Genomic DNA, 25,287 nt, shown 5'->3' on the forward strand with positions numbered 1-25,287 from the left:
CGCGCAGCGTCGCGCATCCCCCGCAGCCGCCGCTCACCCTTCCCGCAGCACAGCCCGCCCACGGATCAGATCCGCAGCACGCTCGGCGATCATCATCGTCGGCCCGTTGGTGTTGCCGCTGACCAGGCGCGGCATCACCGAGGCGTCGACCACGCGCAGGCCGTCGAGGCCGCGCAGGCGCAGCTGCGGGTCGACCACCGCCTGCGCGTCGTTGCCCATGCGGCAGGTGCCGATCGGGTGATAGATGGTTTCGGCCTTGGCGCGGATGAAGGCGACCAGCCCGGCCTCGTCCAAGTCCTCGCGCGCCGGCAGCAGCGGCGCGCCGCGAAATGCATCGAACGCCGGCTGCCGCAGGATGTGCCGCGCCAGCCGCGCGCATTCCACCAGCATGCGCAGGTCGAAGCCCTCGGGATCGCTGAGGTAGTTGGCCTGGATCCGCGCCGGCGTGCGCGGGTCGGCGTCGTTGAGCGCGATGCGACCGCGGCTGCGCGGCTGCAGATGGCAGGCATGCAGGGTGAAGCCGTCGCCGGGCAGGCGGTTGCGGCCGTGGTCGTCGAGCATGGCCGGCACGAAGTGCAGCTGGATGTCGGCGCGCGCGTCCGGCGCCAACGGCGAGCGGATGAAGCCGCCGGCCTCGGCGATGTTGCTGCTGCCGGCGCCGCGGTGCCCGCGCAGGAAATAGTCGAAGGCGATCTTGGCCTGGTTGCGGCGGTCGTAGCTGATGCCCGGGCCGGTGCGGTACAGCGTGCACACGTCCAGGTGATCCTGCAGGTTGGCGCCGACCTGCGGCTGGTCCAGCTGCACCGCGATGCGGTGGCGGCGCAGCGCATCGGCCGGGCCGATGCCCGAGAGCATCAGCAGCTGCGGCGAGTTCACCGCGCCGGCGCTGAGCAGCACCTCGCGCGCGGCGCGCGCCTGCACCTCGCGGCCGTCCTGCGCATAGGCGACGCCGACCACGCGTCCGCCTTCGATCAGCAGGCGCAGCACCAGCGCGTCGGTGACGATCTGCAGGTTGTCCCGCGCGCGCGCCGGCGTCAGGTAGGCGACCGCGGCCGAGCAGCGTGCGCCGTCCTTCTGGGTGACCTGGTACAGGCCCACGCCCTGTTGCTGCGGGCCGTTGAAATCGGGGTTGTGCGGGAAACCCGCCTCCTGCCCGGCAGCCACGAACACGTCCGAGAGCGGGTTGTGGTAGCGCAGGTCGGAGACGTGCAACGGGCCGTCGCCGCCGTGCAGCGCATCGCCGCCGCGGCTGTTGCACTCGCTGCGGCGGAAGTAGGGCAGCACGCCGCGCCAGTCCCAGCCGTCGGCGCCGTCGGCCGACCAGTCGTCGTAGTCGGCGGGCACGCCGCGCACGTAGCACATCGCATTGATCGAGCTGGAGCCGCCCAACACCTTGCCGCGCGGCCACCACAGGCGGCGGTCGTTCAAGGCCGGCTCGGCCTCGGTGAGGTAGTTCCAGTTGATGCGGCGGTTGCTGGCCAGGCGCGCCAGGCCGGCGGGCATGTGGATGAAGGGATTGCGGTCGCGCGGCCCGGCCTCGATCAGCAGCACTTGGCAGTCGCGGTCCTCGCTCAGGCGGTTGGCGAGCACGCAGCCGGCCGAGCCTGCGCCGATGATGATGTAGTCGTACACCCGCGGTGTCCCCTGAGTTCCTGGCGCCGACGCTAGTCGCCGAGGATAGAGCATATGCTCGGCGCGGCCGCCGCCGGGGGCGATGCGCGTACGGCGCGGGCTGCGGATCGCGCACGCGCTGGCGGTGTTGCGGTGCATCAGCTACCGTGCGCGTTTTCCGCCCCCCGAAAATCGCCATGTCCCGTTTCTGCGCCAGGGTCCGCCGCCGATGAGCGCCACCCCGCATGCTCCCGGCGCGCTGGCGCGGCTGCGCGGCGCCCTGCGCGATTCGCCGCCGCTGGCGTGGGCGTTCCTGTACTTCTTCTCGCTGCTCAGCGGCTACTACGTGCTGCGGCCGGTGCGCGAGGCGATGGGCGCCTCCGCCGACGTGGCGGCGGTGTTCCCGCCGGCGATGATCGCGTTCTTCGCGGCGCACGGCATGCCGCTGAAGGAGTTCGCGCTGCAGGTGCTGTTCACCTGCACCTTCCTGATCATGCTGTTGCTGCAGCCGATCTACGGCGCGCTGGTCAGCCGCTATCCGCGGCGGGTGTTCCTGCCGGTGGTGTACGGCTTCTTCATCGCCACGCTGTTGCTGTTCTACGTGCTGTTCGACAGCGGCGTGCCGGGGCGCGGCATGGCCTTCTTCCTGTGGATCTCGGTATTCAACCTGTTCGCGGTGGCGGTGTTCTGGAGTTTCATGGCCGATGTCTTCAGCAACGCCGAAGCACGCGCCTGCTACGGCTACATCGGCGCCGCCGGTACGCTCGGCGCGTTCCTGGGGCCGGTGATCGCCAGCAGCCTGGTCGAGCGCATCGGCATCGCCAACCTGATGCTGGTGTCGGCCGGCTTCCTGGTGGTCAGCGTGGTGTGCCTGCTGCGCCTGCGGCTGTGGGCGGTCGCCCGCGAACGCGAGCGCGGCGTGGTCGGCGGCGAGGCGCCGATGGGCGGCGACGTGCTGGCCGGGCTGAAGCTGATCGCGCGCGAACCGCTGTTGCGTTGGCTTGCCCTGATGTCGGTGTTCGGCGTGGGCGTGGGCACCCTGCTGTACAACGAACAGGCGGCGATCGTGCGCCGCCTGTACACCGATGCGGCGGCGAGTACCGCCTTCTACGCCAACATCGACCTGGCGGTGAACGCGGTGACCCTGGTGATGCAGTTGCTGGTCACCCGCGCGCTGCTGTCGCGCTTCGGCATCGGACCGGCGCTGCTGATTCCCGGCTGCGCGATCCTGCTCGGCTATTCGGTGCTGGCGGTGTCGCCGCTGCCGATGCTGGTGGCGGTGGTGCAGGTGGTGACCCGCGCCGGCGAGTTCTCCCTGGCCAAGCCGGCGCGCGAGACCCTGTACACCCGGGTCGGCCGCGAATGGCGCTACAAGGCCGGCGCGGCGATCGATACCGTGGTCTATCGTGGCAGCGACCTCAGCTTCGCCTGGCTGTACAAGCTGCTGTCGGGGTTCGGCTCGCAGGTGGTGTTCGTCGCGGGCCTGCTGGCCGCCTCCGGCATGACCCTGGGCGCGTGGCGGCTGCTGCGCGAGGCGGCCAAGCTGCCGCCGGAACGCACGCCGCCGACGCGCTGAGCCGGCGCCGCGCGGCCGGGGACTGGCCGCCCATCGGGACGCTGGCTATGCTGGCGCCCTGTCTCCTGTGCCGGATAGCGCGATGATCCTGTTGGCTTCGATCCTGGTCGGCGCGGTCGCGCTGCTGCACCTGTACATCCTGGTGCTGGAAATGGTGCTGTGGACGCGCCCGCTTGGCATGAAGGTGTTCCGCAACAGCCCGGAGAAGGCACAGGCGACGCGCGTGCTGGCGGCCAACCAGGGGCTCTACAACGGCTTCCTCGCCGCCGGCCTGGCCTGGGGCCTGGTCGCGCAGCGGGTCGACGTGATGCTGTTCTTCCTCGGCTGCGTGGTCGTGGCCGGCCTGTACGGCGGCTGGAGCGTCAGCCGCCGCATCGTCTTCGTGCAGGCGTTGCCGGCGGCGCTGGCGATCGCGGCGGTGCTGCTGGCGTACTGAGCCGCACCCGCTCAGGCACGCAGCGCGGCGATCAGGCGGCGCTCGGCGTGCGTGGCGACACCCACATGGCGATGCGCGCGAAGCACACCACCTGCGCGTGCGTATCGCGGATCTCCACGCTGACCGGCAGGTCGTAACCGCGCTCGGCGGCGACGATCGCCACGTCCGGCGTGGCCACCGCATGCATCGGACCCACCGCCTTGCTGCGGTATTCCACCTGCATGCCCTTGGGAATCCAGCGCATCGACGGCGGCAGGCTGGCGTCGACCATGAGGCCGCCGGCCAGTTCCGCCAGGTTGCACAGGGCGATCGCATGCACGGTGCCGATGTGGTTGTTGACGCGCCGCCGGTGTGCGATGCGGGCCTCGCAGCGGCCCGGCTCCAGGACGGTGATGCGCGGCGCGATGCTGCCGAAGTAGGGCGCCTTGAAACAGATCGCGCGCGCGAACAGCCATGAGCCGGCCGGCCAGCGTTGCATGCGGCGATAGAGCGAAAGCAGGTGGCTCATGGCCGTCTCCTCAAACGCACGACGGCGGACCGAAGTCCGCCGTCGTGGTTGTCGCATGACCGGCAGGATCAGGCCGCTTCGCGCGAATGCCCGTCGTCGGCCGCGGCCGCGGCACGCTGGTAGTAGCTGGCCGAGCGCAGTTCGTCGGTGTCGAAGTCGTCGACGCTGATCGTGTCCATGGTGATCTCGCGCAACTCCTCCAGCTGACGGCGCTCGTCGGCCGACAGCACGCCTTCGCGCACCGCCTCGTCCAGCTGCGAGGCGAAGTCCAGCGCCTCGATGCCCTTGCTCTTGAGCGCCTTCAGGAACTTGCGCTCCACCGGCTCGGCCAGCACCGCCTTGGTCAGATAGCTGGCGATGCGGCCGCCGGGGTTGTTCTCGCACGGGGTCAGGAACACGCCCTGGCCCAGGCGGTCGCGCGCCTCGTTCGGGGTCATCAGCAGCGCGGCGACGCGGTGGCCCAGGCGGTCGCCCGGCGCCTCGGCGCGGCGGCCCCACGGGAAGATCAGCGCCCACATCAGCCAGCCGACCGGACGGATCGGGAAGTTGCGCAGCGCCGCCGACAGCGCCAGCTCGATCTTGTGCACGCTGTCGTGGAAGGCCCAGGCCAGCAGCGGCTGGTCGGTGGCCGGCGCGCCGTCGTCGTGGTAACGCTTGAGCATGGCGCTGGTCATGTAGATGTGGCTCAGCACGTCGCCCAGGCGCCCGGACAGCGACTCCTTGAACTTCAGCTTGCCGCCGAGCATCAGCATCGACACGTCGGCCATCAGCGCCAGGTTCGCCGAGTAGCGATCCAGCTTGCGGAAGTAGCGGCGGGTGTAGGCATCGCCCGGCGCGGCGCCGATGCGTGCGGCGGTCAGGCCGAACCACAGCGAACGCACCGCGTTGGAGATGGCGAAGCCGATGTGGCCGAACAGGTTGCGGTCGAACTCGTCGACGCCGGCCTTGTGATCCGGATTGCCGGCGGCCTTCATCTCCTTCATCACCCACGGATGGCACAGGATCGCGCCCTGGCCGAAGATCAGCAGGCTGCGGGTCATGATGTTGGCGCCTTCCACGGTGATCGCGATCGGCGCGGCCTGCCAGCTGCGGCCGGCGAAGTTGCGCGGCCCCAGGATGATGCCCTTGCCGCCGACCACGTCCATCACGTCGCTGATGACCTCGCGGCTCATCGTGGTGCAGTGGTACTTGGCGATCGCCGACGGCACCGACGGCACGTCGCCGCGGTCCACCGCCGCGGCGGTGGCCTGCGACAGCGCGCTGATCGCATAGGCCTTGCCGCCGATGCGCGCCAGCGCCTCTTCCACGCCCTCGAAGCGGCCGACCGACAGGCCGAACTGCTTGCGGATGCGTGCATACGCACCGGTGACCACGGCGCCGAACTTGGCGCCGCCGCTGGCGGTGGAGGGCAGGGTGATCGAGCGGCCCACGGCCAGGCACTCGTTGAGCATGTTCCAGCCCTTGCCGACCATCTCCACGCCACCGATCAGCTGGCTCAGCGGGATGAACACCTCGCGGCCGTGGATCGGGCCGTTCTGGAACGGCGAGTTCAGCGGGAAGTGGCGGCGGCCGATCTCGACCCCCGGGGTCTCGCGCGGCAGCAGCGCCAGGGTGATGCCGATGTCCTTGGTGTCGCCGATCAGGCCGTCCGGGTCGTACATGCGGAACGCCAGGCCGACCAGGGTCGCCACCGGGGCCAGGGTGATGTAGCGCTTGTCGAAGGTCAGCTTGACGCCGAGCACGTTGGCGCCGTTCCACTCGCCCTTGCAGACGATGCCGTAGTCGGGGATCGAGGTGGCGTCGGAGCCGGCGAACGGACCGGTCAGGCCGAAGCAGGGCACTTCCTGACCCACCGCCAGACGCGGCAGGTAGTAGTCCTTCTGCTCCTTGGAGCCGTAGTGCAGCAGCAGTTCGCCCGGGCCCAGCGAGTTGGGCACGCCGACGGTGGAGCTGACCACGCTCGACACCGAGGCGATCTTCTGGATCACCTTGTGGTGGGCCAGCGCGGAGAAGCCGAGGCCGCCGTATTCCTTCGGAATGATCATGCCGAAGAACTTGTTCTTCTTGATGAAGCTCCACAGTTCCGGCGGCAGGTCGGCGTGGACGTGGGTGATGTCCCAGTCGTTGGTCATCCGGCACAGTTCTTCGACCGGGCCATCGAGGAAGGCCTGCTCTTCGGCGGTCAGCTGCGGCTTGGGATAGTTCAGCAGCTTCTGCCAGTCAGGATCGCCGGTGAACAGTTCGCCTTCGAAGCCGACCGAGCCGGTTTCCAGGGCGATGCGCTCGGTCTGCGACAGCGGGGGCAGCACCTTGCGGAACACCTTCAGCATCGGCGCGGTGAGCAGCGGCTTGCGTACGAACGGCAACAGCAGCGGCACCGCGACCACCGCTAGCACCACGGCCGCGACGATGGTGGCGATGTGGTTGGCGCCGAGCAGCCAGCACGCGACCAGCAGCGTGGCGCTCAACGCGGCCCAGACGGCGAGCCGCATGCGGTGGTAGGCGGCGAACGCGCCGGCCAGCAACAACACGAGGAAGGGGGCAATGATGCTCATGGGCGTGCTCCGGGGAGGTACTCGGTGACGGCGGACGATGCGCCGGCGCAGGCCGGTGGCAGGGCGTCCAGGTAGTGCAACACAGTGGCGGTAAATGCGGCGTTGTCGTCGCCGGCCAGCATATGCGTGGCCTCGGGCAGATGCGCATGCTGCGCATGCGGCACCAGCGACAGGAATTCCTCGATGGTCTGCGGCGTGACCAGGTCGCTGCGGCCGCCGCTGATCAGCAGCAGCGGACACTGCACGTGCGCGGCGGCCTGCGCGATCGCGCCCTGGTGCTGGTCGCTGTCGCGCGCCAGTTCTTCGACCAGACGCGGATCCCAGTGCCAGTACCAGCGGCCATCGGCGTGCTGGCGCAGGACGCTGCGCAACGCCTCGGGCGACTTGCGCGCGCGCTGCGGCAGATACGCGGCGATCGCGTCGCCGGCGTCATCCAGGCTGGCGAAGCCGTGGGGGTGCGCGGTCATGAAGGCGAGGATGCGCTCGACCCCGGCCGGCTGCCAGCGCGGGGTGATGTCCACCAGCACCATCGCGCGGAACAGGCCCGGCCAGCGCGATTCGGCGATCAGTCCGAACAGTCCGCCCATCGACGCGGCGACCAGCACCGGCGGTGGCGACATCTCGCCAGCGACTACGATCAGGTCGTCGGTGAACTGCTCGCCGCGATAGGGCAGGTCCGCCGGGTTGCGTGCGGAGTCGCCATGGCCGCGCGCGTCGTAGGCGACGCTGCGGTAGCCATGCGCCTGCAGCGCCGCGGCGGTTGCCGACCACGCGTGCCGGGTCTGGCCGAAGCCGTGCGCGAACAGCACCGAGCCGGCCTCGCCGGGACCGGTGACGGTCGCGGCCAGCGTCGCCTCGCCAGCGCCCGAGAGGGTGGCCGGGACGGAATGCGCGACAGTGGCGGAAGCAGAAACCATACGAGATAGTATGGTCGCCCGGCGCGGCATGTCAATACGATGCAGTATGGGCGCGAAAAGCCAATGCTGCCGGGCGTTTGCGCCCACCGCGCGAAGGCCACATACTGCAACCGACGTCCCCGTATGGTTAAATCCACGGATGAATACCGCGCCCGCTCCTTCTTCCGACGACGGCGCCGCTTCCGGCGGTGGCCGCAACAACCGGCTCAGTGCCGAAGACTGGGCGCAGGCCGCCCTGGACCTGATCGCCGAACAGGGCGTGAGCGCGGTGGCGGTGGAGCCGCTGGCGCGGCGCCTGGGCGTCACCAAGGGCAGCTTCTACTGGCATTTCCCCTCGCGCGATGCGCTGCTGCAGGCCGCGCTGGAACGCTGGGAACTGGTCGAGCAGCAACAGGTGTTCGGCAGTCTGGAAGAAGTGCCGGATCCGCGCACCCGGCTGCGCGCGCTGTTCCAACTGGTCGCGCACGAGGTCAAGCCGCACGTCATCTACAGCGAGCTGCTGAAGGCGCTCGACCATCCCGCGGTGCGGCCGGTGATCGACCGGGTCTCGCAGCGGCGCATGGAGTACCTGATCGCCTCGTTCCGCCAGGCCGGACTCAGCCGCACCGACGCCCAGCATCGCGCGCGCCTGGCCTATGCCGCCTACGTCGGCTTCCTGCAGCTGTCGCTGCAACTGCACCAGCCCAAGCAGGCGCGCGAGGACTTCGAGGCCTACGTCGAGCACGTCATCGTGACCTTGATTCCCGGCTGATCCCCGCGGGGTGGCGCGTCGGCATCGAGTGCCGGCGCATGCCTAAGGCGGTCGCATGAAGATATGGCGCATAAAAAACGGCCCCTTTCGGGGCCGTTCTTGTTACCGGAACGTCCGGCGGTATCAGAACCGCTGGGTGTATTGCATGAACAGGTAACGGTCGTAGTCCAGCATCGGATCGATGGACGAGGAGCTGTTGTTGGTCAGCGAGTAGGTGATCGGCGGTTGCTTGTTCCACACGTTGCGAGCACCCACGGTGACTGCGCCGTTCCAGGGGGCCGACCAGGTCATCGAAACGTCCTGATAGGTGATGGCACCCTTCTTGTTGGCACCCACACCACCACCCCAGCCGGCGTTGGGCGTCTGGTAGTCGGGCTCGTTGCACTCTTCGGCGTACTGGCAGTAGTCGCGGTAGCCACCGTAGTAGCGCAGGTTCCAGCTGGCCGACAGGTCGCCCTTGGCCCAGTTCACGCCGAGCGTGGCCCGAACGCGCGGGTAGTTCCAGTAGCCCGCGTAGTCGTTCCAGGGGCTGCCGTTGTCGCTCTGCTGCCGGAACGCGACCAGGTAGTTGCTGTCCAGTCGCAGCGAGAACTGGCCGGCCGCGAATTCCGGCAGGCGATAGTTTGCGACGAAGTTGTAGCCTTCGGTTTCCAGCGCACCCAGGTTGGTGTTGCCGCGGCTCAGGCTGACCACCTGGCCGGTGGCCGCATCGCGGGTGTAGTTACAGAACGAGGTGACGCCGTTGTAGCACTGGTTCAGCACATAGGTCGCGCTGACCGCGGTGATCACGTTGGAGATGCTGATCTTGTACCAGTCGAGCGAGAAGTCCAGGCCCTGCACCCAGTGCGGGCTGAAGACCAGGCCGACCGTGCGGGTCTTGCTGTATTCCGGCTGCAGCTCGGCGTTGCCCACGCCGGCCTGGAACGCGGTGTTGCTCTGCGTTTCGCGGGCGCTGACCGGCTGGCCGGCGTTATCGGTCTGGCGGAAGTTCGTCGAGAGCCCTTCCGACGCGCAGCGCGCTGCCACGGCGGGGGTGGACAGCTGGCCGAAGCGCGCATCGCACGGGTCGGTGAACGGGTCGAAGGACTGCGAGCCGCCGCCGAAGGTGTCGTCCAGGGTCGGGGCACGGAAGCCCTTGCCGTACGTGCCACGGACCAGCAGATCCTCAACCGGCTTCCAGGTCAGGCTGAACTTGCTGTTGGTGGTATTGCCGAACCGGTCGTAGTCCGAGTAGCGGCTTGCCACGTCGAACGAGAGTTCCTTGGCGAACGGCACGTCCTTCAGGAGCGGAATCATCAACTCCAGGTAGGCTTCGTTGGTCTTGTACTTGCCCGTGGTCGGCGCGGCGGCCAGGTCGGTGGTGTAACCGGCGCTGGAGAGCTGGTCCGGGTAGTCGTAGCCGCTGACTTCGCGGTGCTCGACACCTGCCGCGAACGCGAATTCGCCTGCCGAACCCGGCATGTCGAACAGGCCGCCGGTGATGTTGGCGAAGTACTGCTTGCTCACGCTCTGCTGGGTGGCCTGGCCGAGGGTGCTGATGTACTTCAACGCGTCGGCGGTGGACGCGGACGGGCCGCCGAGGATGTTGAACGGCGTGCACTGCCCGGCAGCCAGGTTGGTGCCCAGCGCGATCGGGTTCGCCGCGGTGCCGCACTGGACGACGCCCTGTGCATTCAGGAAGGACGGTCCCAGGGCCTTCTGCAGCGCCAGCAGGTTGACGTTGCCGGTGCTGATCTGGGTGACGTCGTACTTGTTGTAGTTCATGCCGACGTCCCAGTTCCAGCCATGGGTGCCGACATTGAACGCGCCTTCCAGGGCCGCGTCGAAGTGGAAGCTCTTGACGTTGTTTTCAGAGACGCGCGGGACTTCCGTGATGCGACGGAACCACGAGGTGATGTCCTGGCCGACCGGGTTGTAGTAGCTCTGGCCGCTGATGGACACCGGGAACGTGCGCTGCGAGGTCGCGCTCAGCGGATAGCCGCCGACCTGGCGCGTGGAATCGCGCTCGGAGTACATCGCCGTCGACTTGAAGGTAAGGTTCTCGTTGAGATCGAAGCTGCCGGAGGTGAAGACAGACTTTGTCTCGTTGCCCTGCGCCAGCATCATCTGCTGGGTGACGTTGAAGCGATCGTCAGTGGTCAGGCCATTGTGGTAATTGGCGAGGTTGCGCGAATCGGCGCCGACGCCGTTGCCATCCCACGAACCTGTGTGGTTGAGGACGTAGGTGTTGCCGTTGTAGTTAAAGCGGCCCCACGGACCGGTGGCGCTCAGGCCGTCCAGCGGGTGGTTCGGACCAAAGGTGGTGCGGGTCAGATCGCGGTCCTTGGCGAACACCGGATCTTCCTTGGTGTAGCTGGCGCCGAACACGAGCGAGGAGTGATCGCCGCTGGCGCCCAGGGTGATCGAGTACGACTGCTTCTGGCCGTCGCCGCGGCCGTTCTGGCCGAACAGCGCCGAGGCTTCGGCACCTTCGAAATTCTTGCGCAGGATGATGTTGACCACGCCGGCAACGGCGTCGGAGCCGTAGATCGCCGAGGCGCCATCCTTCAGGACTTCGATGCGATCGATCAGGGCGCTCGGGATGGTCGACAGGTCGGTGTAGCCGGCCAGGCTGGAGGTCCAACGCTTGCCGTTCACCAGCACCAGGGTGCGCTGCTCGCCCAGGTTGTACAGGTTGACGTACTGGCCGCCCTGTTCCGCGTTCGAGGTCAGCACCGCTGCCTTGCTGAACGTCTGGGTGCCGGAGACGGTAAGGTTCTGCAGGATGTCGCCGACGCTCACCAGGCCGGACTTCTTGATCTCCTCAGAGGATACGGTGAAGACCGGCTGGGCGGTCTCGACGTCCACCGAACGGATGCGCGAACCGGTGACTTCGATGCGATCCAGGTTGGTGGCGCCGCTGGTGCTTGCGTCCTGAGCGAAGGCTGCGCCAGTGCTGCCGCCAGCGCCCACGACCAGCGCGAGCACCACTGCATCGCGCAGTTTGTTGGTCTTGCAATTCATTAGCTATCTCTCCGAATGAGATTGGGTAAAGCCCAAGGTGTGCCTGTCGGCGGAATCGAAATGCGATTCCAAATCCCTTCAGGGTGCCTGGATGGTATCCCGGTCGGAGGAAGAATTAAAGTCCCGTTAACAAAGCAGTGTTTTGACGTGAATTCGATTAAAAATCACGTATCCATCACAAAATTGATTGTGATAGGGCGACGTGCGCCGCAGGCGCTTCGCTACAGGTCCTGCTCGTATCGCACGTAGGGGATGGTCCCCTCTTCGGTGCTGATGTTGTTCGGCGAGAACGGGTTCTTGCCGCGGGTGATGACGTTCTCGGCCCCGACGGTCAGCTGGCCGCTCCACGGGGTGCGCCAGGTCAGGCCCACGCCCAGGCCGGTCCACTTGCCGGGCTGGCCGGGGGCGTCGACGACGCGGCCGATGACGTTGGCGCTGAACGAGCCGTAGCCGCCGCCGATGCTCAGGCTCTTGCTGTCCCAGCGGTCGAGCATCGCCGGGGTGGCGTCGGCGATCGGCACCAGGCGCGCCTTGGCGTAGGTGCCGCCGATCGAGACGAAGCCCTCGCGGCCGATGTTCTGCTGCGCGAAGACGGTCAGGTCGTTCTGCTCCATCCGCATCGACGGCGTCTTGTTGGCGCCGGCCAGCCAGGCGGGGAGGTTCTCGCGGCCGGTGCCGGCCGACAGCGACAGGCGCCCGCCGGGGCGGTTGAAGGTGGTGGTGGCGGCGACGTGGTGGCCGGTGGTGCCGTCGTCGTCGCCCAGGCTGGCCAGCATGCAGTGGCTGGCCAGCCCGCTGATGCTGCTGCCGCTGGCGCTGTTGCACAGCAGACCCAGCGAATCGCCGGAGGACAGGCCGAACGCGGCATCCAGCGAGTTGCGGCCGAAGTGCCAGCGCGCGCCGACCGCCTGTTCGCCGGTGGGTTCCAGATACAGCAGCGCCTCGACCTTGCCGCTGCCCTTGTTCCAGACCGGCAGCACGGTGCGGTCCTGGCCATTGGCCGGCTTGCTCTGCGCATGCGCGCCCGTGCTCGCCGCAAGGGCGATCAACAGGGCGAGCGGTAGGCGCAGGAAGGGTCGCATCAGCAATCTGAGACTTGGGGCGGGCACGAAAGTTCCCGCCGGACAGGGTGGTTGATGCTAGTGGGTTTATGTTTCTTTAACAAGTCGGACTCCCCGGTCGCGACGCGCATTTCAGCTAGTGCAAGCGCTCCGACGATGCAGGTTCAGCCTGCGTTACGGCAAACAATACTCCGAATTCCGTCAAGGGGAAGTCATAGTGCCGGCCGCAGAACTCGCAACGGATCTCAACTTGGCCGGTGGCCTCGGCGGCGGCCCGCGCTTCCTCCTCGCCCAGCGAGCGCAGCATCGCCGCCACGCGCTCGCGCGAGCACGAGCAGCCGAAGCGCAGCGGGCGGTCGCCGAGCAGCTCCGGGGTCTCCTCGTGGAACAGCCGGTGCAGCAGGGTTTCGGCCGGCGTGGCCAGCAGTTCGGCCTCGCCGACGGTCTCGAACAGCGCCCCGGCGCGGTTCCAGCCGTCCTCGTCGCCGGCGTCGCCGGGCAGCTTCTGCAGCAGCAGGCCGGCGGCGTGGCTGCCGTCGGCCGCCAGGATCAGCCGCGTCGGCAACTGCTCGGACTGGCGGAAGTAGTCCTCGAAGGCCTCGTCCAGCTCGGCCGAGGACATCGCCACCAGGCTCTGGTAGCGCTGCGGTTCGCGCGGATCCAGGCCAGGGTTCTCGATGGTGATCGCCAGCAGGGCGTCGTCGCCGAGCGCGCGCAGGTCGCGTGGCGCGTCCTGGCCCTCGCCCAGCTGGACGATGCCGCGCAAGGTGCCGGCGGCGGTGCATTCGGCGAACAGGGTGCGCAGCGCGCCCTGGCTGCGCAACTGCACCGACAGGCGCCCGTCGACCTTGGTGTGGCCGGTGAACAGGGCCGCGGCGACGCAGGCCTCGCCCAGCAGTTCGGTGGCAGCGGCGGGGTAGCTGGCCGGCGCGAGGATCTCGCGCCAGGTGTCGTGCAGGCGCACGTGCACGCCGCGCACCCCGGCGCCGGGAAGCAGGAAGCGGGTCAGACGATCGTCGGAAGAATGCATTGCGGCCTCGCTGCGCATGGGAAGATGGCGACCGCACGAACGTGGATCGTCACGGTGGACCAGATCGAAGAGAGCATAGGAATGGGGGCGGGGCGCCGCGATGCAAGTGGCGCCGCGCCGGCGCGCCCACGGGCCAGGCGCTGGCGCCGCTGGCTGCTGCTGGCGCCGTTGCTGTTCGTGCTGGCGAGCGTGTCGCAGGTGCTGCTGCTGCGCTTCGTCGATCCGCCGTTCTCGGCAATGATGCTGGAGCGCCAGCTCGGCGCCTGGGCCGGCGGCGACTGGTCGTACCGCATCGCTTACGACTGGCGCGACACCGCGCAGATCGCGCCGAGCCTGCCGATCTCGCTGGTGGCCGCGGAGGACCAGCGCTTTCCCAGCCATCACGGCTTCGATCTGGACGCGATCGAGAAGGCGCGCGACCACAACGCGCGCGGCGGGCGCCTGCGCGGCGCCAGCACGATCAGCCAGCAGGTCGCCAAGAACGTCTTCCTGTGGCAGGGCCGCAGTTGGCTGCGCAAGGGATTGGAGGCCTGGTACACGGTGCTGATCGAGGCGCTGTGGTCGAAGCAGCGCATTCTCGAGGTGTACGCCAACGTCGCCGAGTTCGGCGACGGCGTGTACGGCGCCCAGGCGGCCGCGCGCAGCTTCTGGAACAAGGACGCGGCGCAACTGACGCCGGCGCAGAGCGCGCTGCTGGCGGCGGTGCTGCCGGCGCCGCAGCGCTACAACGCCACGCGTCCCGGCCCTTACGTGCAGGGCCGCGCCAACTGGATCCAGCGCCAGACCCGGCAACTGGGCGGCCCGGCCTACCTGCAGGCGCCGTAGGCTTTTAGCCCCTCTCCCCCCGGGAGAGGGGTTGGGGTGAGGGTAGGGCTGTGCACGCAAGCATGCTGGGTTCGGCGGCAGACGCACCCTCATCCGCCCCTTGGGGGCACCTTCTCCCGAGGGGAGAAGGGATTCAAAGCCCCTCTCCCGTCGGGAGAGGGGTTGGGGTGAGGGTAGGGTTGTGCGCAGGCATGCTGGATTCGGCGGTAGACGCACCCTCATCCGCCCCTTCGGGGCACCTTCTCCCGGTGGGAGAAGGGAGTGGCGCGCGTCGGGCGAAGCGCGCGCCGCTGGTGAACGCGCAGGCCGCTCCGTACCATCCGCCGATGGAATCCGAACGTCTCACCGTCGTCGTCACTGCGTTCAACGAGGCGCAGACCCTTCCACTGTTGCACCCGCGCATCCTCGCCGCGCTCGATGCCGTGCCGGGGCTGGAGGGGCGGGTGCTGTACGTGGACGACGGCAGCCGCGATGCCACCTGGGAGACGATCCAGGCGCTGGCCGCGTCCGATCCGCGGGTCGGTGCGCTGCGCCTGTCGCGCAATTTCGGCAAGGAACTGGCGCTGACCGCCGGGCTGGACTGCGTCGATCGCGGCGCGGCGATGCTGCTGGACGCCGATGGACAGGATCCGCCGGAACTGATCGGACAGTTCGTCGCGCACTGGCGCGCCGGCTACGACGACATCTACGGCACGCGGCTGGTGCGCGAAGGCGAGGGCTGGCTCAAGCGCGGCACCGCGGCGCTGTTCTACCGGGTGATCGGGCGCCTGTCGAAAACGCCGATCCCGGCCGACACCGGCGATTTCCGCCTGCTGTCGCCGCGCGCGCTGGCCGCGCTGCGGCAGTTGCGCGAGCGCCACCGCTTCATGAAGGGATTGTTCGGCTGGATCGGTTTCCGGCGCCTGGCGCTGCCGTACAAACGTGCGCCGCGGCTGGCCGGGCGCAGCAAGTTCAGCCTGTGGCGGCTGTGGAACTTCGCCCTGGACGGCATCACCGGCTTCTCCACCGCGCCGTTGCGGGTGGCCACCTATCTCGGGCTGGCGACCGCCGTCGGCGCCTTCCTGTTCGCGATCTGGGTGGTGGTCAAGGCGGCGCTGTGGGGCGACCCGGTGGCGGGCTGGCCGACGATGATGGCGGTCATCCTGTTCCTGGGCGGCGTGCAACTGATCGCGCTGGGCCTGATCGGCGAATACCTGGGCCGGCTGTACGAGGAATCCAAGCAGCGACCGCTGTATCTGGTGGAGACCTGGCACGCACCGGGCGAAGGAGTATGCTCGGCCGTGCGATCCAGCGAACCGGGAGGCAGCGATGCGGACGGTACGGCAGGTCTTGAGCGAAAAGGGCAATGAGATCCACGCGGTCGCGCCGGACACGGCGGTGATCGAGGCGCTGCGGCTGATGGCCGCCAAGGGCATCGGCGCGGTGCTGGTGCTGCAGGACGGACACCTGTCCGGCATCCTGTCCGAGCGCGACTACGCACGCAAGGTGGTCCTGCAGGACCGCTCCTCGGCGACCACGCCGGTGCGCGACATCATGAGCAGCAAGGTGCACACGGTGGACCCGGCGCAGAGCGTGCAGCAGTGCATGGAGCTGATGACCGGGCAACGCATCCGCCACCTGCCGGTGGTGGACGCCGGCCGCGTGATCGGTGTGATCTCGATCGGCGACCTGGTCAAGGCGGTGATCGAAGAGCAGCGCCAGGAGCTGGATCAGTTGCAGGAGTACATCAGGAGCTGAGGGGCCGGGAATCGGGAAAAGAGAATGGGGAATGGGAAAAGCAAGAGCGCGGATCCAGCGTTACGCGTGAGGGCGTGATTCGCCTGGCGATGTCAGACCACGCACTGCGCTCTTGATCTGACGATTCCCCATTCCCCATTCCCAATTCCCGGCTTCATCACCGCCCGCACTGAATATCCTTGCCCGGCCCGGTCTCGATGGTCGCCAGCAGGGCGGCCGGCGGGGCGATGCTGCCCAGGGCGACGGCGATGGCGCCGCGCAGGCCCAGGGCCTTGAGATCGGGGCGGAAGCTGGGGTCCTTGAAGGTGCCGCCGACGCGCAGCGGCGAGCGCAGGGCGAGGATGCTGTGATCCTTGGGTTGCGCCTTCAGCAGCAGGTCCAGGCGTTCCTGGCCCAGGTCGATGGTGCCGCTGCCGACCAGCAGGGTATCGGTGCTGTCGAAGGCCAGGCCGCGCGAGGTCATCACCCCGTGCTGGACGCCGAAGTCGCCAAACGCACAGCGCACCGGGATCTCGCGGTCCTTGGTCACCAGGTACTTCAGCGATTCGGCGATATCCAGGCCGGCCAGTTCCATCACCAGGTTGCTGATGCGGCCCTTGCCCATGCCGACGGCGACGCTGCCATCGGCGCTGCCGAGCATCTGCGCGATCGAGTTGCCGCTGCCGGCCAGCGCGATCTCGCCGCCGATCGCGCCCGCCGCTTCCTTGGCCAGTTTGCCGTCGGGGAACAGCTTGCCCAACTGCACGCCGCGGATCGACACCTGCGCGCGGGTGAACAGCGTGGGCTTGCGCGCGTCCATGCGGATGTCCGAGCGCAGGTCGCCGCCGGCCACGCCGAAGTTCAGCGGTTGCAGCAGCAGCACGCCGTCATCGAGCTTCAGATGCGCGTCCATGTCGTCCAGCGGCAGCGACGGCGCGTTGATGCGTTGCGCCTTCCAGCGCACGTCGGCATCCATGGCGCGCAGCTTGCCCAGGTCGTACGGCGTGGACGGCAGCACCTTGTCGGTGGTGGCCAACTTGGCCGCTTGCGCCTTCTGCTCGGCGTTGGCGGTCTCGCCGGCGCCGGTGCGCGGCGGCGCGCCGACGAAGCCGGCCAGGTCGTCGAAATCCAGTCGCTGCGAACGCAGGTCCGCGCGCAGGAACGGGCGTTGTCCGGCGGTATCGATCTGCACGGTGCCGGCCAGGTCGCTGTCGCCGGCGCGCCCTCTGAAGTCCTGGTAGCGCCAGCGATCGCCGTCGCGCTGCAGGCGCCCATCCAGTTGGTAGGGCGGGGTGGACGGAATGGCGATGCCCAGCAGCGGATACAGGTGCGCCATGTCGGTGCCGGCCAGTTGCAGTTGCAGGTCGAACACGCGCAACTGGAACGGATTGGTCAGGGTGCCGCGCATGTGCGCGCGGGTGCTGCCGGCGCTGCCGCGCAGGTCGACGCGGAACGGATGGTCGCTCTCGCTCAGTTCCAGCGGCGAGGCGGTATTGCCCTTCAGGGTGAAGGGATTGCCACGCCAGCGGCCGTCGCCGCTGACCGCGATCGGCGGTGCGGCATCGCCGTGGCGGCGTTGCCCGACCTGGCTGTCGACGGCGATATCGATCTCGGTGCGTCCAACCGGATCCTGGAAACGCAGATGTCCCTGCTGCACCAGCAAGGCGCCCAGAACCACCGGGCGGCCGCCGTCGTCGGACTGGCCGAACGCCCAGTTGCCGGGCTGTCCGGCCGGGCCGGTCTCCAGCAGCAGATCGGGCTTGGTCAGGCGGATCTCGGGGATGCGCACGCGGCCGCGCAGCAGCGGCCACAGCGCGATATCCAGTTCGGCACGGTCGGCGCTGGCCATCTGCGGTTGCTTCGACCAACTGGCATTGGCGAAGCGCAGGCGATCGCCGCGCACGGTGATGATGCGGCCCAGGTCCACGTCGAGGTTGCCGTCGATATGGAAGGCGCGGCCGGTGCGCGCCTGCACCGCGCGTTCCACCGGCGCCTTGAACCAGTTCCAGTCGAAAATCAGGATGATGACGAGCAGGAGCAGCACCAGCGCGCCGAGCACGAACGGCCAACGCCGCAGGCGGCCGTCGTTGCGCCGCCAGGGCCAGGAGCGGCGGCGTGCACCGGATGCGGAAGCAGGGTCGGGAGCCATGCGGCCATCCTAGGCAGCCGCCGTGCACGGGGTGCGAAAGCGGATGCGATGGCGGGCCTGATGGGCGTTGTCCGCTTCCATGCCCGGGATGCATGATGCATGTGGGCTGCTCGAGGGATCGGACGCTGCCGCTCATGGGAGGAACCAGAGATCGCTGACGGCGGTTCCAAGGCGCCGGATGGCGATGTATCTGACAGGGGGGGGGCGTGTGAAAAAGTCGGCCAGGCGCTTCGGCAGGTTTCCACTCGCCGTCGCTGCCTTTTGTCTCGTGTCGCCGGTGGGTGGCGCGTCTCAAGCGGATGGGGGTCCGGCGCAGGTTGTGCGCATCGACGTCGGGAACGTCGATCCGATTGAAGTGGGCATTCTGGCTCCGAGCGGAAGATTCCTTTTTCTGCTGAACAGCGAGACCCAGTGCCAGGGCGTTTCGGCAACCGGTGGGCGCGTGGTTGTCACGCCTGCCGCAGCGGCCGGGATGTACTGGGATGCGGAAGGCAAGGAGCACGTGGTCGCCGCATTCTCGGAGGTTGGAACCTTCACGATCTATGTCTCCGACAATCTCGAAACGGAACAGGATGGGGCGTTCGGAACGAAGCACCGCTATGTCAATCCGCATCCATCGCACATGGTCGTCTCTGCTGGAGCGTGTCAGAAGCGCAAGAGTTGATTGGCGTCGCTGCAGAACGAACGCCATGCGCTCGATATTCCAAGCGGTGCGTGAGTAAGCATTGCGATCGCCGAGCGGTCTGTCATGCCGCTCGGGGAAGGGGGTGTTCGGGATGCCGGCGAACGGCCGATGGTCCGCCTACAGCACCTGGCCGGTCACCGCCACGAAGTGGCAGACGCTGCCGGCGAGCACGAACAGATGCCAGATCGCGTGGAAATAGCGCACGGTGTCGCGCTGGTAGAAATATGTGCCCAGCGTGTAGAACAGGCCGCCGGCCAGCAGCCAGCCCAGGGTCCAGGCGTCGACGGAGCGCAGCAGCGGTTCGATCGCGACCACGATCAGCCAGCCCATGGCGATGTACAGGATGGTCGACAGCAGGCGGAAGCGGCCGGTGAAGAACAGCTTGAAGATCACCCCGGCCACGGCGATGGTCCAGATCGCCGCGAACAGGCCCCAGCCCCACGGGCCGCGCAGGCCGATCAGGGTGAACGGGGTGTAGGTGCCGGCGATCAGCAGGTAGATCGCGCAGTGGTCGAAGATCTGCAGGCGTGCCTTGGCGCCGGGATGCGGGATGGCGTGGTACAGCGTGGACGCCACGTACAGCAGCAGCAAGGTGACGCTGAACACGATGGCGGTGGCGAGCTGCCAGCCGTCGCCGTAGATGGCGGCGAGAGTGATCAGCACCGAGCCGCCGGCCAGCGCGGCGATGGCGCCGAGGCCGTGGGTCAGCGCACTGGCCAGTTCGTCGCGCCAGTCCGTGGAAGGCGGCGCGTCGGCGTTCGAGTAGGCGGGCGACCGGTCTGCATCCATGGGTCCGCACGGTAGCGCAATTGCGAGCGGTTCGCATCCGCTGCGGCGCGGCATTGCGACGCCGGTTGGGCGTGCGCTCAGCCGGCGCACGCCCCGTGGTCACATGACGGTCATTCCACCGCCACGCTGTGGGCGTGTTCGCGGGTGGCGGCGAAGCGCACGTCCGGCGCGCGTTCCTGCGCCAGTTGCAGGTTGACCCGGGTCGGCGCCAGGTAGACCAGTTCGCCGGCGGCGTCGATGCCCAGATTCATCGCGTTCTTCTCGCGGAACTCTTCCAGCTTCTTGGGGTTGTCGCAATGCACCCAGCGTGCGGTGACCACGCCCACCGGCTCGAAGCTGGCGTCCACGCCGTACTCGTCCTTCAGCCGGTAGGCGACCACGTCGAACTGCAGCGTGCCGACTGCGCCGAGGATCAGGTCGTTGCTCATCAGCGGGCGGAAGAACTGGGTGGCGCCTTCCTCGGACAGCTGCGCCAGGCCCTTCTGCAACTGCTTGAGCTTGAGCGGGTCGCGCAGGCGCGCGCGGCGGAACAGTTCCGGGGCGAAGTTGGGGATGCCGGTGAACGAAAGCGATTCGCCCTCGGTGAAGGTGTCGCCGATGGAGATGGTGCCGTGGTTGTGGATGCCGATGACGTCGCCGGGGTAGGCCTCGGCGGCGATCTCGCGGTCGCTGGCCATGAAGGTCAGCGCGTTGGCCAGCTTGACCTCCTTGCCGGTACGCACGTGCAGGGTCTTCATGCCGGCGGCGAAGCGGCCCGAGCAGATGCGCATGAAGGCGACACGGTCGCGGTGCTGCGGATCCATGTTGGCCTGGATCTTGAACACGAAGCCGGTGAGCTTGTCTTCGCCGGCCTGCACCTGGCGGCCGGTGGTGGCGCGCGGCTGCGGCGGCGGCGCGTGCTCGGCGAAGAAGTCCAGCAGCGGCTGCACGCCGAAGTTGTTGACGCCGGAGCCGAAGAACACCGGGGTCTGCCTGCCGGCGCGGTAGGCGTCCAGGTCGAAGGCGTGGCTGGCGCCCTGCACCAGTTCCAGTTCCTCGCGCAGTTCGGCCAGCATCTGTTCGCCGATCTTCTCGGCCAGGCCGGGCGCGTCCAGCGACGGGAAGATGGTCGAGTCCTGGCGGGTGAAGTTGCGGCCGGGCTCGTACAGGTGCACTTCGCCGGTCACCAGGTGCACCACGCCCTTGAGGCGCTGGCCCATGCCGATGGGCCAGGTCACCGGCGCGCACTCGATGCCCAGCACCGTCTCCACCTCGTCGAGCAGGTCGATCGGGTCCTTGCCCTCGCGGTCGAGCTTGTTGATGAAGGTCATGATCGGCGTGTCGCGCAGCCGGCACACCTCCATCAGCTTGATGGTGCGCTCTTCCACGCCCTTGGCCACGTCGATCACCATCAGCGCCGAGTCCACCGCGGTGAGCACGCGGTAGGTGTCCTCGCCGAAGTCGGCGTGGCCGGGGGTGTCGAGCAGGTTGATGATCTTGCCTTCGTACGGGAACTGCATCACCGACGAGGTCACCGAGATGCCGCGTTCCTTTTCCAGCGCCATCCAGTCCGAGGTGGCGTGGCGCGCGGCCTTGCGGCCCTTCACCGAGCCGGCCATCTGGATCGCCCCGCCGAACAGCAGCAGCTTTTCGGTCAGCGTGGTCTTGCCGGCGTCGGGGTGGGAAATGATGGCGAAGGTGCGGCGGCGCGCAGCTTCGGTGGCGACTTCGGACATGGGCAGCACGCCCGCGAAGGGCGTCATCGGCAACGGAGGAAGCCGGCGATTATAGCGGGCTTCCCGGAAGGCCCGTTCAGTTCAGCAGCCAGGGATGCGGGCGCCTGCTGGACTGGCGCGCCACCAGGTTGTAGACGATGACCATGCCGAGCAGCAGCAGGCTCCAGGCCGGTGCCAGCCAGTGCGGTGCCACCGCGCCGGGTGGGCCGGCCTGGCCGATGCTGATGGCGGCCAGGACCGTCAGGAGGAATTGCGCCATGCTCAGCACCAAGCCGCCGCGAGGCCAGCGCATGCACACCAGAAGCAGCGTGCTGGCGGTCAGGGTTGCGGTCAGGGTGATCGACACGACGAGCGGGTAATAGGCCGACGGTGCGTGCTTCACCACCCCGAGCACGCAGGACAGGCCCAGCCAGGGCAGCGCTGCGGCGAGCGCGCGTTTCAGGATGACCTGGTTGAACAGCTTGCCGGCCTGTCCGGGCGCGCCCAGGCCCGGCAGCAGCGCGCTTTCCATCAGTCCCTGGTTGCCGTGTTTGCGCCACAGCCATAGCCGCTGCAGGAACTTCACGCTGGACATGTTGGCCATGACGTTGGCCAGGATCAGGGGCATCGCTGGCGAGTGCGAATGCAGCAGCAGCGGTGTCCACAGCAGCAGGACCAGGGCCGGCATGGCCACCGTGGCCAACGCCGTGCCGACGGCGTTGCCGGGGGCGAAGCCGGGGCCGAGGGCATAGCGCATGGCGCGTTCCGGTTGATGGCGCAGATCGGTGGGAAAGGCGGGGCGGGCGATGCCCTGGATCCAGCCCAGGCGCCCGCCTTGCGATTCGACGGAGTGCTTGGTGCTGCCGTCGCCGGGCTGGCGTTGCTGTAGGCCGATCCACATCGGGCGCGACCATGCCGACAGCGCATCGGCCGGGCGACCACGCAAGTACCGGTACGACCACAGGCTGAGCAGAGCGCAGGCGAACGCAGCGAGCAGCATGCTGGCGCGTGGATGCAGGGTCAGCGGCACGAAGCTGCCCTCGGGCAGAAAGCCGCCCAGCGTCCCCGGCAAGATGCCGATCAAGGGGGCGCACCAGGCCGGCAGGGTGGCGACCACCATGCCGAAGCTTGCGCCGAGCAGCAGGACAGAGAGCGAGAGGCCGGGATCGACACCGCGCACGGCGAACAGCAGCGTCGGCAGCACCGCCGTCAAGGCCAGTGCGGCACCGAACAGAGTGACGAAGCGCGCTGCCATGGACGGCAGACGGAGTTGGCGCCCTTGTTCGAGCAGACCCAGCAGGCGAGCGCCGAGCAGCATCCAGACGAACATCGCCATGATCGCCGTGAGCATCGGCGGCAGCAGGTTGGCGGCTTTTTCAGGCAGCCAGGTGCAGGCGAAGGCGGCGGCGAGGGCTGGCGGATACAGCCATCCGGTCACGCCCGATGCGCGGCAGAGCAGGCGCAGATCTGCAGAAAGACGGTTCATCCGACCACCTCGATGAACAGGTCTTCCAGGCCCAGTCGGTCGATGCGGATGCCGGGGATGGTCAGTAGCGCGGACGGCAGTTCGGTGGCATGCAGCACCACCACCACACCGCCGTCGGCGGCGTGGCGGCGCGCCAGTTCGCCGCGCAACGGCGCGTCCAGCGTCGCGGCCGCCGACGCCGGGATGCCGATGCGCAGGACCCGGTCCTTGAGTTCGTCCAGCGGCTGGTCCAGCAGCAACTGGCCCTGGTTGAGGAACGCCACGCGCGAGGCGACGCGTTCCAGATCGCTGACGATGTGGCTGGAGAACAGCACGGTGGTGCCGGCGTCGCAGGTTTCGGTGACGATTTCGCGCATCAGGTCGCGACGCGCGACCGGATCCAGCGCCGAGGCCGGTTCGTCGAGGACGAGCAACGCCGGCCGCGCGGCCAGCGCCCGGACCAGGGCCAGGCGCTGGGCCTGGCCGGGCGAGAGCTTCCCGATGCTCTGGGTCCGATCCAGTTCCCAGCGGCGCAGCAGCGCGTCCGCGCGCTGCGCGTCCCAGTGCGGATAGAGCTGTGCGGCGAAGGCCAGCAGTTCCTCCACGCGCATCCAGCCGAAGGCCTGCGGCTGCTGCGGCACGAAGCCCAGCAGCGCCTTGCGGGTGTCGTCCAGATGCAGCGCCGGGCCGCCGAACACCCGCGCCTGGCCGCGCTGCGGCTGCAGCAGGCCGAGCAGGCAGGCCAGCAGGGTGCTCTTGCCGGCACCGTTGCGGCCGATCAACCCGACCACCTCGCCGCGCGCCACCTGCAGGTCCACGCCCTGCAGCACCGTGCTGGTGCCGAAGGCCAGATGCAGGTCGTGCGCCGCCAGCGGCAGGTCCATGTCCAGGTCGGTCTGGATTGCGCTCTGCATCACCACGCTACTCATCGCCAGGTTCTCCAAACAACTGTTCAAGACGTTCGATCACGGGAGGCGACGGCAGGCCCAGTTCCCGGCAGTGCCGGACCAGTTCCTGCAGGCGCGGTTCGATCAGCTCCAGGCGCTGCCCTTGCCGTTGCGGCGCGGCGGCGGTCGCGGCCACCGCCATGCCGCGGCCGCGCAGGCGTTCCAGCACGCCTTCGGCCTCGAGCTGGCTGTAGGCGCGCGAGACGGTCATCGGGTTCACCGCGTGGACGGCGGCGACCTCGCGCACCGAGGGCAGGCCGTCGCCCGGGCGCAATTGCCCGGCGGCGACCAGGCGGCGGATCTGCTCGGCGATCTGCCGGTAGATCGGCTCGGGGGCGCTGGGTTGGACGTGGAGATGGGTTGCATCCATGTGTATTAATACATCAATACACTTGGCGCCTGTCAAGGTGTATGCCGACGAACGGCGCGTCGGCGTCGCTCAGGGCGCGTCGGGACGCGGGAAGTGCAGCTCGCCCAGCGGGCCGGCCATCCGGAACGGCACCGATTCCAGGCGCAGGCCGCGGTTGAGCTGGAGTGCGAAATGCAGGTGCGGGCCGCTGCTCAGGCCGGTGTTGCCGGACAGGCCGAGGCGCTCGCCGCGCCGCACCGCCTGGCCGACCCGCACCTGCACGCCGCCGGCGGCCAGGTGCGCGTAGATCGCCATGCTGCCGTCGGCGTGCAGGACCCGCACCAGGTTGGCGGCCTGGCCCAGGCGCGGGTCGGTGCCGGACTCGCGGAAGTCGTCGCGCACCTCCATCACCACGCCCTCGCGTGCGGCCAGCACCGGCGTGCCTTCGGGCAGGGCGAAGTCCAGGGCATAGGCATTGGCGGGATCGCGATGGCTGAAGGTGCCGCCGAAGCCCTGGTCGATGCGCACCGGGCGATCGGCGAAGGGCAGGGCGTACAGCGCCGCGTCGGCATGGGCGCGCGGCGAACCGGGCACCGCCTCGATGCGCAGCCGGGCGTCGCCAGCGTCGGTCTCGGCCAGGTCGCCGGACGGATACAGGCGCGCGACCACGCGGCGCTCGCGGGCGGCCAGCTCCGCGGTCAGCGGCAGCGCGGGGACGGCGGTGAAGCCGGCGCTGTCGCCGAACAGGCGGATCTGCACCGGGCCGCCGAGCGGATTGCCCAGCGCGACCTCGCGCAGGCCGCTGTCGCGGGCGGTCACCTGCAGCCACGCTGGCGGTGGCTGTGGTGCGGGTCGCGGGGCATTCCAGCGCAGCAGCGGTTGCGCAGGGGTGCCGGTCGCCAGTGCGAGCGACAGGACCATGGCAAGCCAGCGGCGGGGGCTGCGTCGGCGCACGGAGGCAGGCAACGATGGGGGAGGCGGAGTATCGCCGAGGCCAGGGATCGAAAAATCATATCGCTTCATCCGAATAAAGAGATTGACATCGCCGAAAATCGCTGGCATCGTGGCTCCACCATCGAGACCGGCGGAGGGACAGGCCCTTTGATGCCGGGGCAGCCAGCGGACGCGCAAGCGTTCGTGTAGGTGCCAAATCCTGCGGGGACCACCGCGTCCGCCGAAAGATGGTTCGCTCCATGCCTTCTGCATGGCGAACGCGAGCT

At 68.6% G+C, this 25,287-nt stretch carries 21 protein-coding genes and 1 riboswitch; of the genes, 7 read left to right on the forward strand and 14 right to left on the reverse strand.

Annotated elements, in window-relative coordinates; genetic code table 11:
* Positions 1 to 33: 33 nt before the first annotated feature.
* The gene (locus tag PG878_RS06745) at positions 34 to 1,632 is read right to left on the reverse strand and encodes a GMC family oxidoreductase (protein WP_209029665.1); all 1,599 of its coding nucleotides are present in this window, start codon (positions 1,630 to 1,632) and stop codon (positions 34 to 36) included.
* Positions 1,633 to 1,840: 208 nt separating this feature from the next.
* Between PG878_RS06745 and PG878_RS06750 the strand changes: the two genes are divergently transcribed.
* Entirely contained in the window at positions 1,841 to 3,187 is a 1,347-nt protein-coding gene (locus tag PG878_RS06750) for an NTP/NDP exchange transporter (protein WP_209029666.1), read from the forward strand.
* Positions 3,188 to 3,269: 82 nt separating this feature from the next.
* Positions 3,270 to 3,623 carry a DUF1304 domain-containing protein gene (locus PG878_RS06755; protein WP_010344196.1) on the forward strand — a complete coding sequence of 118 codons (354 nt, stop codon included), beginning with the start codon at positions 3,270 to 3,272 and terminating at the stop codon, positions 3,621 to 3,623.
* Between the two features lie 31 nt (positions 3,624 to 3,654).
* Here the strand turns inward: PG878_RS06755 and PG878_RS06760 are convergent, their stop codons facing one another.
* The 3 genes from PG878_RS06760 to PG878_RS06770 all read right to left on the reverse strand — a co-directional run bounded on the left by PG878_RS06760 (position 3,655) and on the right by PG878_RS06770 (position 7,603).
* The gene (locus PG878_RS06760) at positions 3,655 to 4,131 is read right to left on the reverse strand and encodes a hotdog fold domain-containing protein (RefSeq protein WP_209029667.1); all 477 of its coding nucleotides are present in this window, start codon (positions 4,129 to 4,131) and stop codon (positions 3,655 to 3,657) included.
* 68 nt (positions 4,132 to 4,199) lie between these two features.
* On the reverse strand, positions 4,200 to 6,686 hold the full coding sequence (locus tag PG878_RS06765) for an acyl-CoA dehydrogenase (protein WP_209029668.1): 2,487 nt from the start codon (positions 6,684 to 6,686) through the stop codon (positions 4,200 to 4,202).
* On the reverse strand, positions 6,683 to 7,603 hold the full coding sequence (locus PG878_RS06770; protein WP_209029669.1) for an alpha/beta fold hydrolase: 921 nt from the start codon (positions 7,601 to 7,603) through the stop codon (positions 6,683 to 6,685). The genes PG878_RS06765 and PG878_RS06770 overlap by 4 nt, the downstream gene beginning before the upstream one ends.
* A gap of 139 nt (positions 7,604 to 7,742) precedes the next feature.
* On the opposite strand from PG878_RS06770, the gene PG878_RS06775 reads away from it, so the two are divergent.
* A complete protein-coding gene (locus PG878_RS06775) occupies positions 7,743 to 8,354 on the forward strand; it encodes a TetR/AcrR family transcriptional regulator (RefSeq protein WP_209029670.1) in 612 nt (203 codons plus the stop codon).
* Positions 8,355 to 8,477: 123 nt separating this feature from the next.
* On the opposite strand, the gene PG878_RS06780 is transcribed toward PG878_RS06775, so the two are convergent.
* From PG878_RS06780 to hslO, 3 genes are all read right to left on the reverse strand, one after another.
* Complete coding sequence (locus PG878_RS06780; protein ID WP_209029671.1) at positions 8,478 to 11,357, reverse strand: TonB-dependent receptor plug domain-containing protein; 2,880 nt, start codon at positions 11,355 to 11,357, stop codon at positions 8,478 to 8,480.
* A 221-nt stretch (positions 11,358 to 11,578) separates the two neighbouring features.
* Positions 11,579 to 12,439, reverse strand: a complete 861-nt coding sequence (locus tag PG878_RS06785) for an XOO1806 family protein (protein ID WP_209029672.1) — start codon at positions 12,437 to 12,439, stop codon at positions 11,579 to 11,581.
* 115 nt (positions 12,440 to 12,554) lie between these two features.
* On the reverse strand, positions 12,555 to 13,448 hold the full coding sequence (hslO, locus tag PG878_RS06790; RefSeq protein ID WP_209029673.1) for an Hsp33 family molecular chaperone HslO: 894 nt from the start codon (positions 13,446 to 13,448) through the stop codon (positions 12,555 to 12,557).
* 81 nt (positions 13,449 to 13,529) lie between these two features.
* On the opposite strand from hslO, the gene mtgA reads away from it, so the two are divergent.
* The 3 genes from mtgA (at position 13,530) to PG878_RS06805 (ending at position 16,010) form a co-directional block, all read left to right on the forward strand.
* Positions 13,530 to 14,273 carry a monofunctional biosynthetic peptidoglycan transglycosylase gene (gene mtgA / locus PG878_RS06795; protein WP_209029863.1) on the forward strand — a complete coding sequence of 248 codons (744 nt, stop codon included), beginning with the start codon at positions 13,530 to 13,532 and terminating at the stop codon, positions 14,271 to 14,273.
* A 326-nt stretch (positions 14,274 to 14,599) separates the two neighbouring features.
* Positions 14,600 to 15,622 carry a glycosyltransferase family 2 protein gene (locus tag PG878_RS06800; RefSeq protein ID WP_209029674.1) on the forward strand — a complete coding sequence of 341 codons (1,023 nt, stop codon included), beginning with the start codon at positions 14,600 to 14,602 and terminating at the stop codon, positions 15,620 to 15,622.
* The gene (locus PG878_RS06805) at positions 15,582 to 16,010 is read left to right on the forward strand and encodes a CBS domain-containing protein (protein WP_209029675.1); all 429 of its coding nucleotides are present in this window, start codon (positions 15,582 to 15,584) and stop codon (positions 16,008 to 16,010) included. The genes PG878_RS06800 and PG878_RS06805 overlap by 41 nt, the downstream gene beginning before the upstream one ends.
* A gap of 157 nt (positions 16,011 to 16,167) precedes the next feature.
* On the opposite strand, the gene PG878_RS06810 is transcribed toward PG878_RS06805, so the two are convergent.
* Complete coding sequence (locus PG878_RS06810) at positions 16,168 to 18,138, reverse strand: AsmA family protein (RefSeq protein WP_244672437.1); 1,971 nt, start codon at positions 18,136 to 18,138, stop codon at positions 16,168 to 16,170.
* A gap of 319 nt (positions 18,139 to 18,457) precedes the next feature.
* On the opposite strand from PG878_RS06810, the gene PG878_RS06815 reads away from it, so the two are divergent.
* On the forward strand, positions 18,458 to 18,802 hold the full coding sequence (locus PG878_RS06815; protein ID WP_209029676.1) for a hypothetical protein: 345 nt from the start codon (positions 18,458 to 18,460) through the stop codon (positions 18,800 to 18,802).
* A 138-nt stretch (positions 18,803 to 18,940) separates the two neighbouring features.
* Here the strand turns inward: PG878_RS06815 and trhA are convergent, their stop codons facing one another.
* From trhA to PG878_RS06845, 6 genes are all read right to left on the reverse strand, one after another.
* Positions 18,941 to 19,612, reverse strand: a complete 672-nt coding sequence (gene trhA / locus PG878_RS06820; RefSeq protein WP_209029677.1) for a PAQR family membrane homeostasis protein TrhA — start codon at positions 19,610 to 19,612, stop codon at positions 18,941 to 18,943.
* 110 nt (positions 19,613 to 19,722) lie between these two features.
* Positions 19,723 to 21,327 (reverse strand): peptide chain release factor 3, encoded by a 1,605-nt coding sequence (locus PG878_RS06825; protein ID WP_010344179.1) that lies wholly within the window; start codon positions 21,325 to 21,327, stop codon positions 19,723 to 19,725.
* 76 nt (positions 21,328 to 21,403) lie between these two features.
* Positions 21,404 to 22,792, reverse strand: a complete 1,389-nt coding sequence (locus PG878_RS06830; RefSeq protein WP_209029678.1) for a hypothetical protein — start codon at positions 22,790 to 22,792, stop codon at positions 21,404 to 21,406.
* A complete protein-coding gene (locus PG878_RS06835; RefSeq protein WP_425611776.1) occupies positions 22,789 to 23,685 on the reverse strand; it encodes an ABC transporter ATP-binding protein in 897 nt (298 codons plus the stop codon). The genes PG878_RS06830 and PG878_RS06835 overlap by 4 nt, the downstream gene beginning before the upstream one ends.
* Positions 23,686 to 23,692: 7 nt before the next feature.
* Complete coding sequence (locus PG878_RS06840) at positions 23,693 to 24,088, reverse strand: GntR family transcriptional regulator (protein WP_209029679.1); 396 nt, start codon at positions 24,086 to 24,088, stop codon at positions 23,693 to 23,695.
* Between the two features lie 69 nt (positions 24,089 to 24,157).
* Positions 24,158 to 25,033, reverse strand: coding sequence for a M23 family metallopeptidase (locus PG878_RS06845; RefSeq protein WP_425611764.1), 876 nt, complete (start codon positions 25,031 to 25,033; stop codon positions 24,158 to 24,160).
* A 103-nt stretch (positions 25,034 to 25,136) separates the two neighbouring features.
* Positions 25,137 to 25,255, forward strand: a riboswitch (SAM riboswitch).
* Positions 25,256 to 25,287: the final 32 nt, after the last annotated feature.

The organism is Xanthomonas hawaiiensis, from assembly GCF_031834635.1.
GTDB lineage: Bacteria > Pseudomonadota > Gammaproteobacteria > Xanthomonadales > Xanthomonadaceae > Xanthomonas_A > Xanthomonas_A sacchari.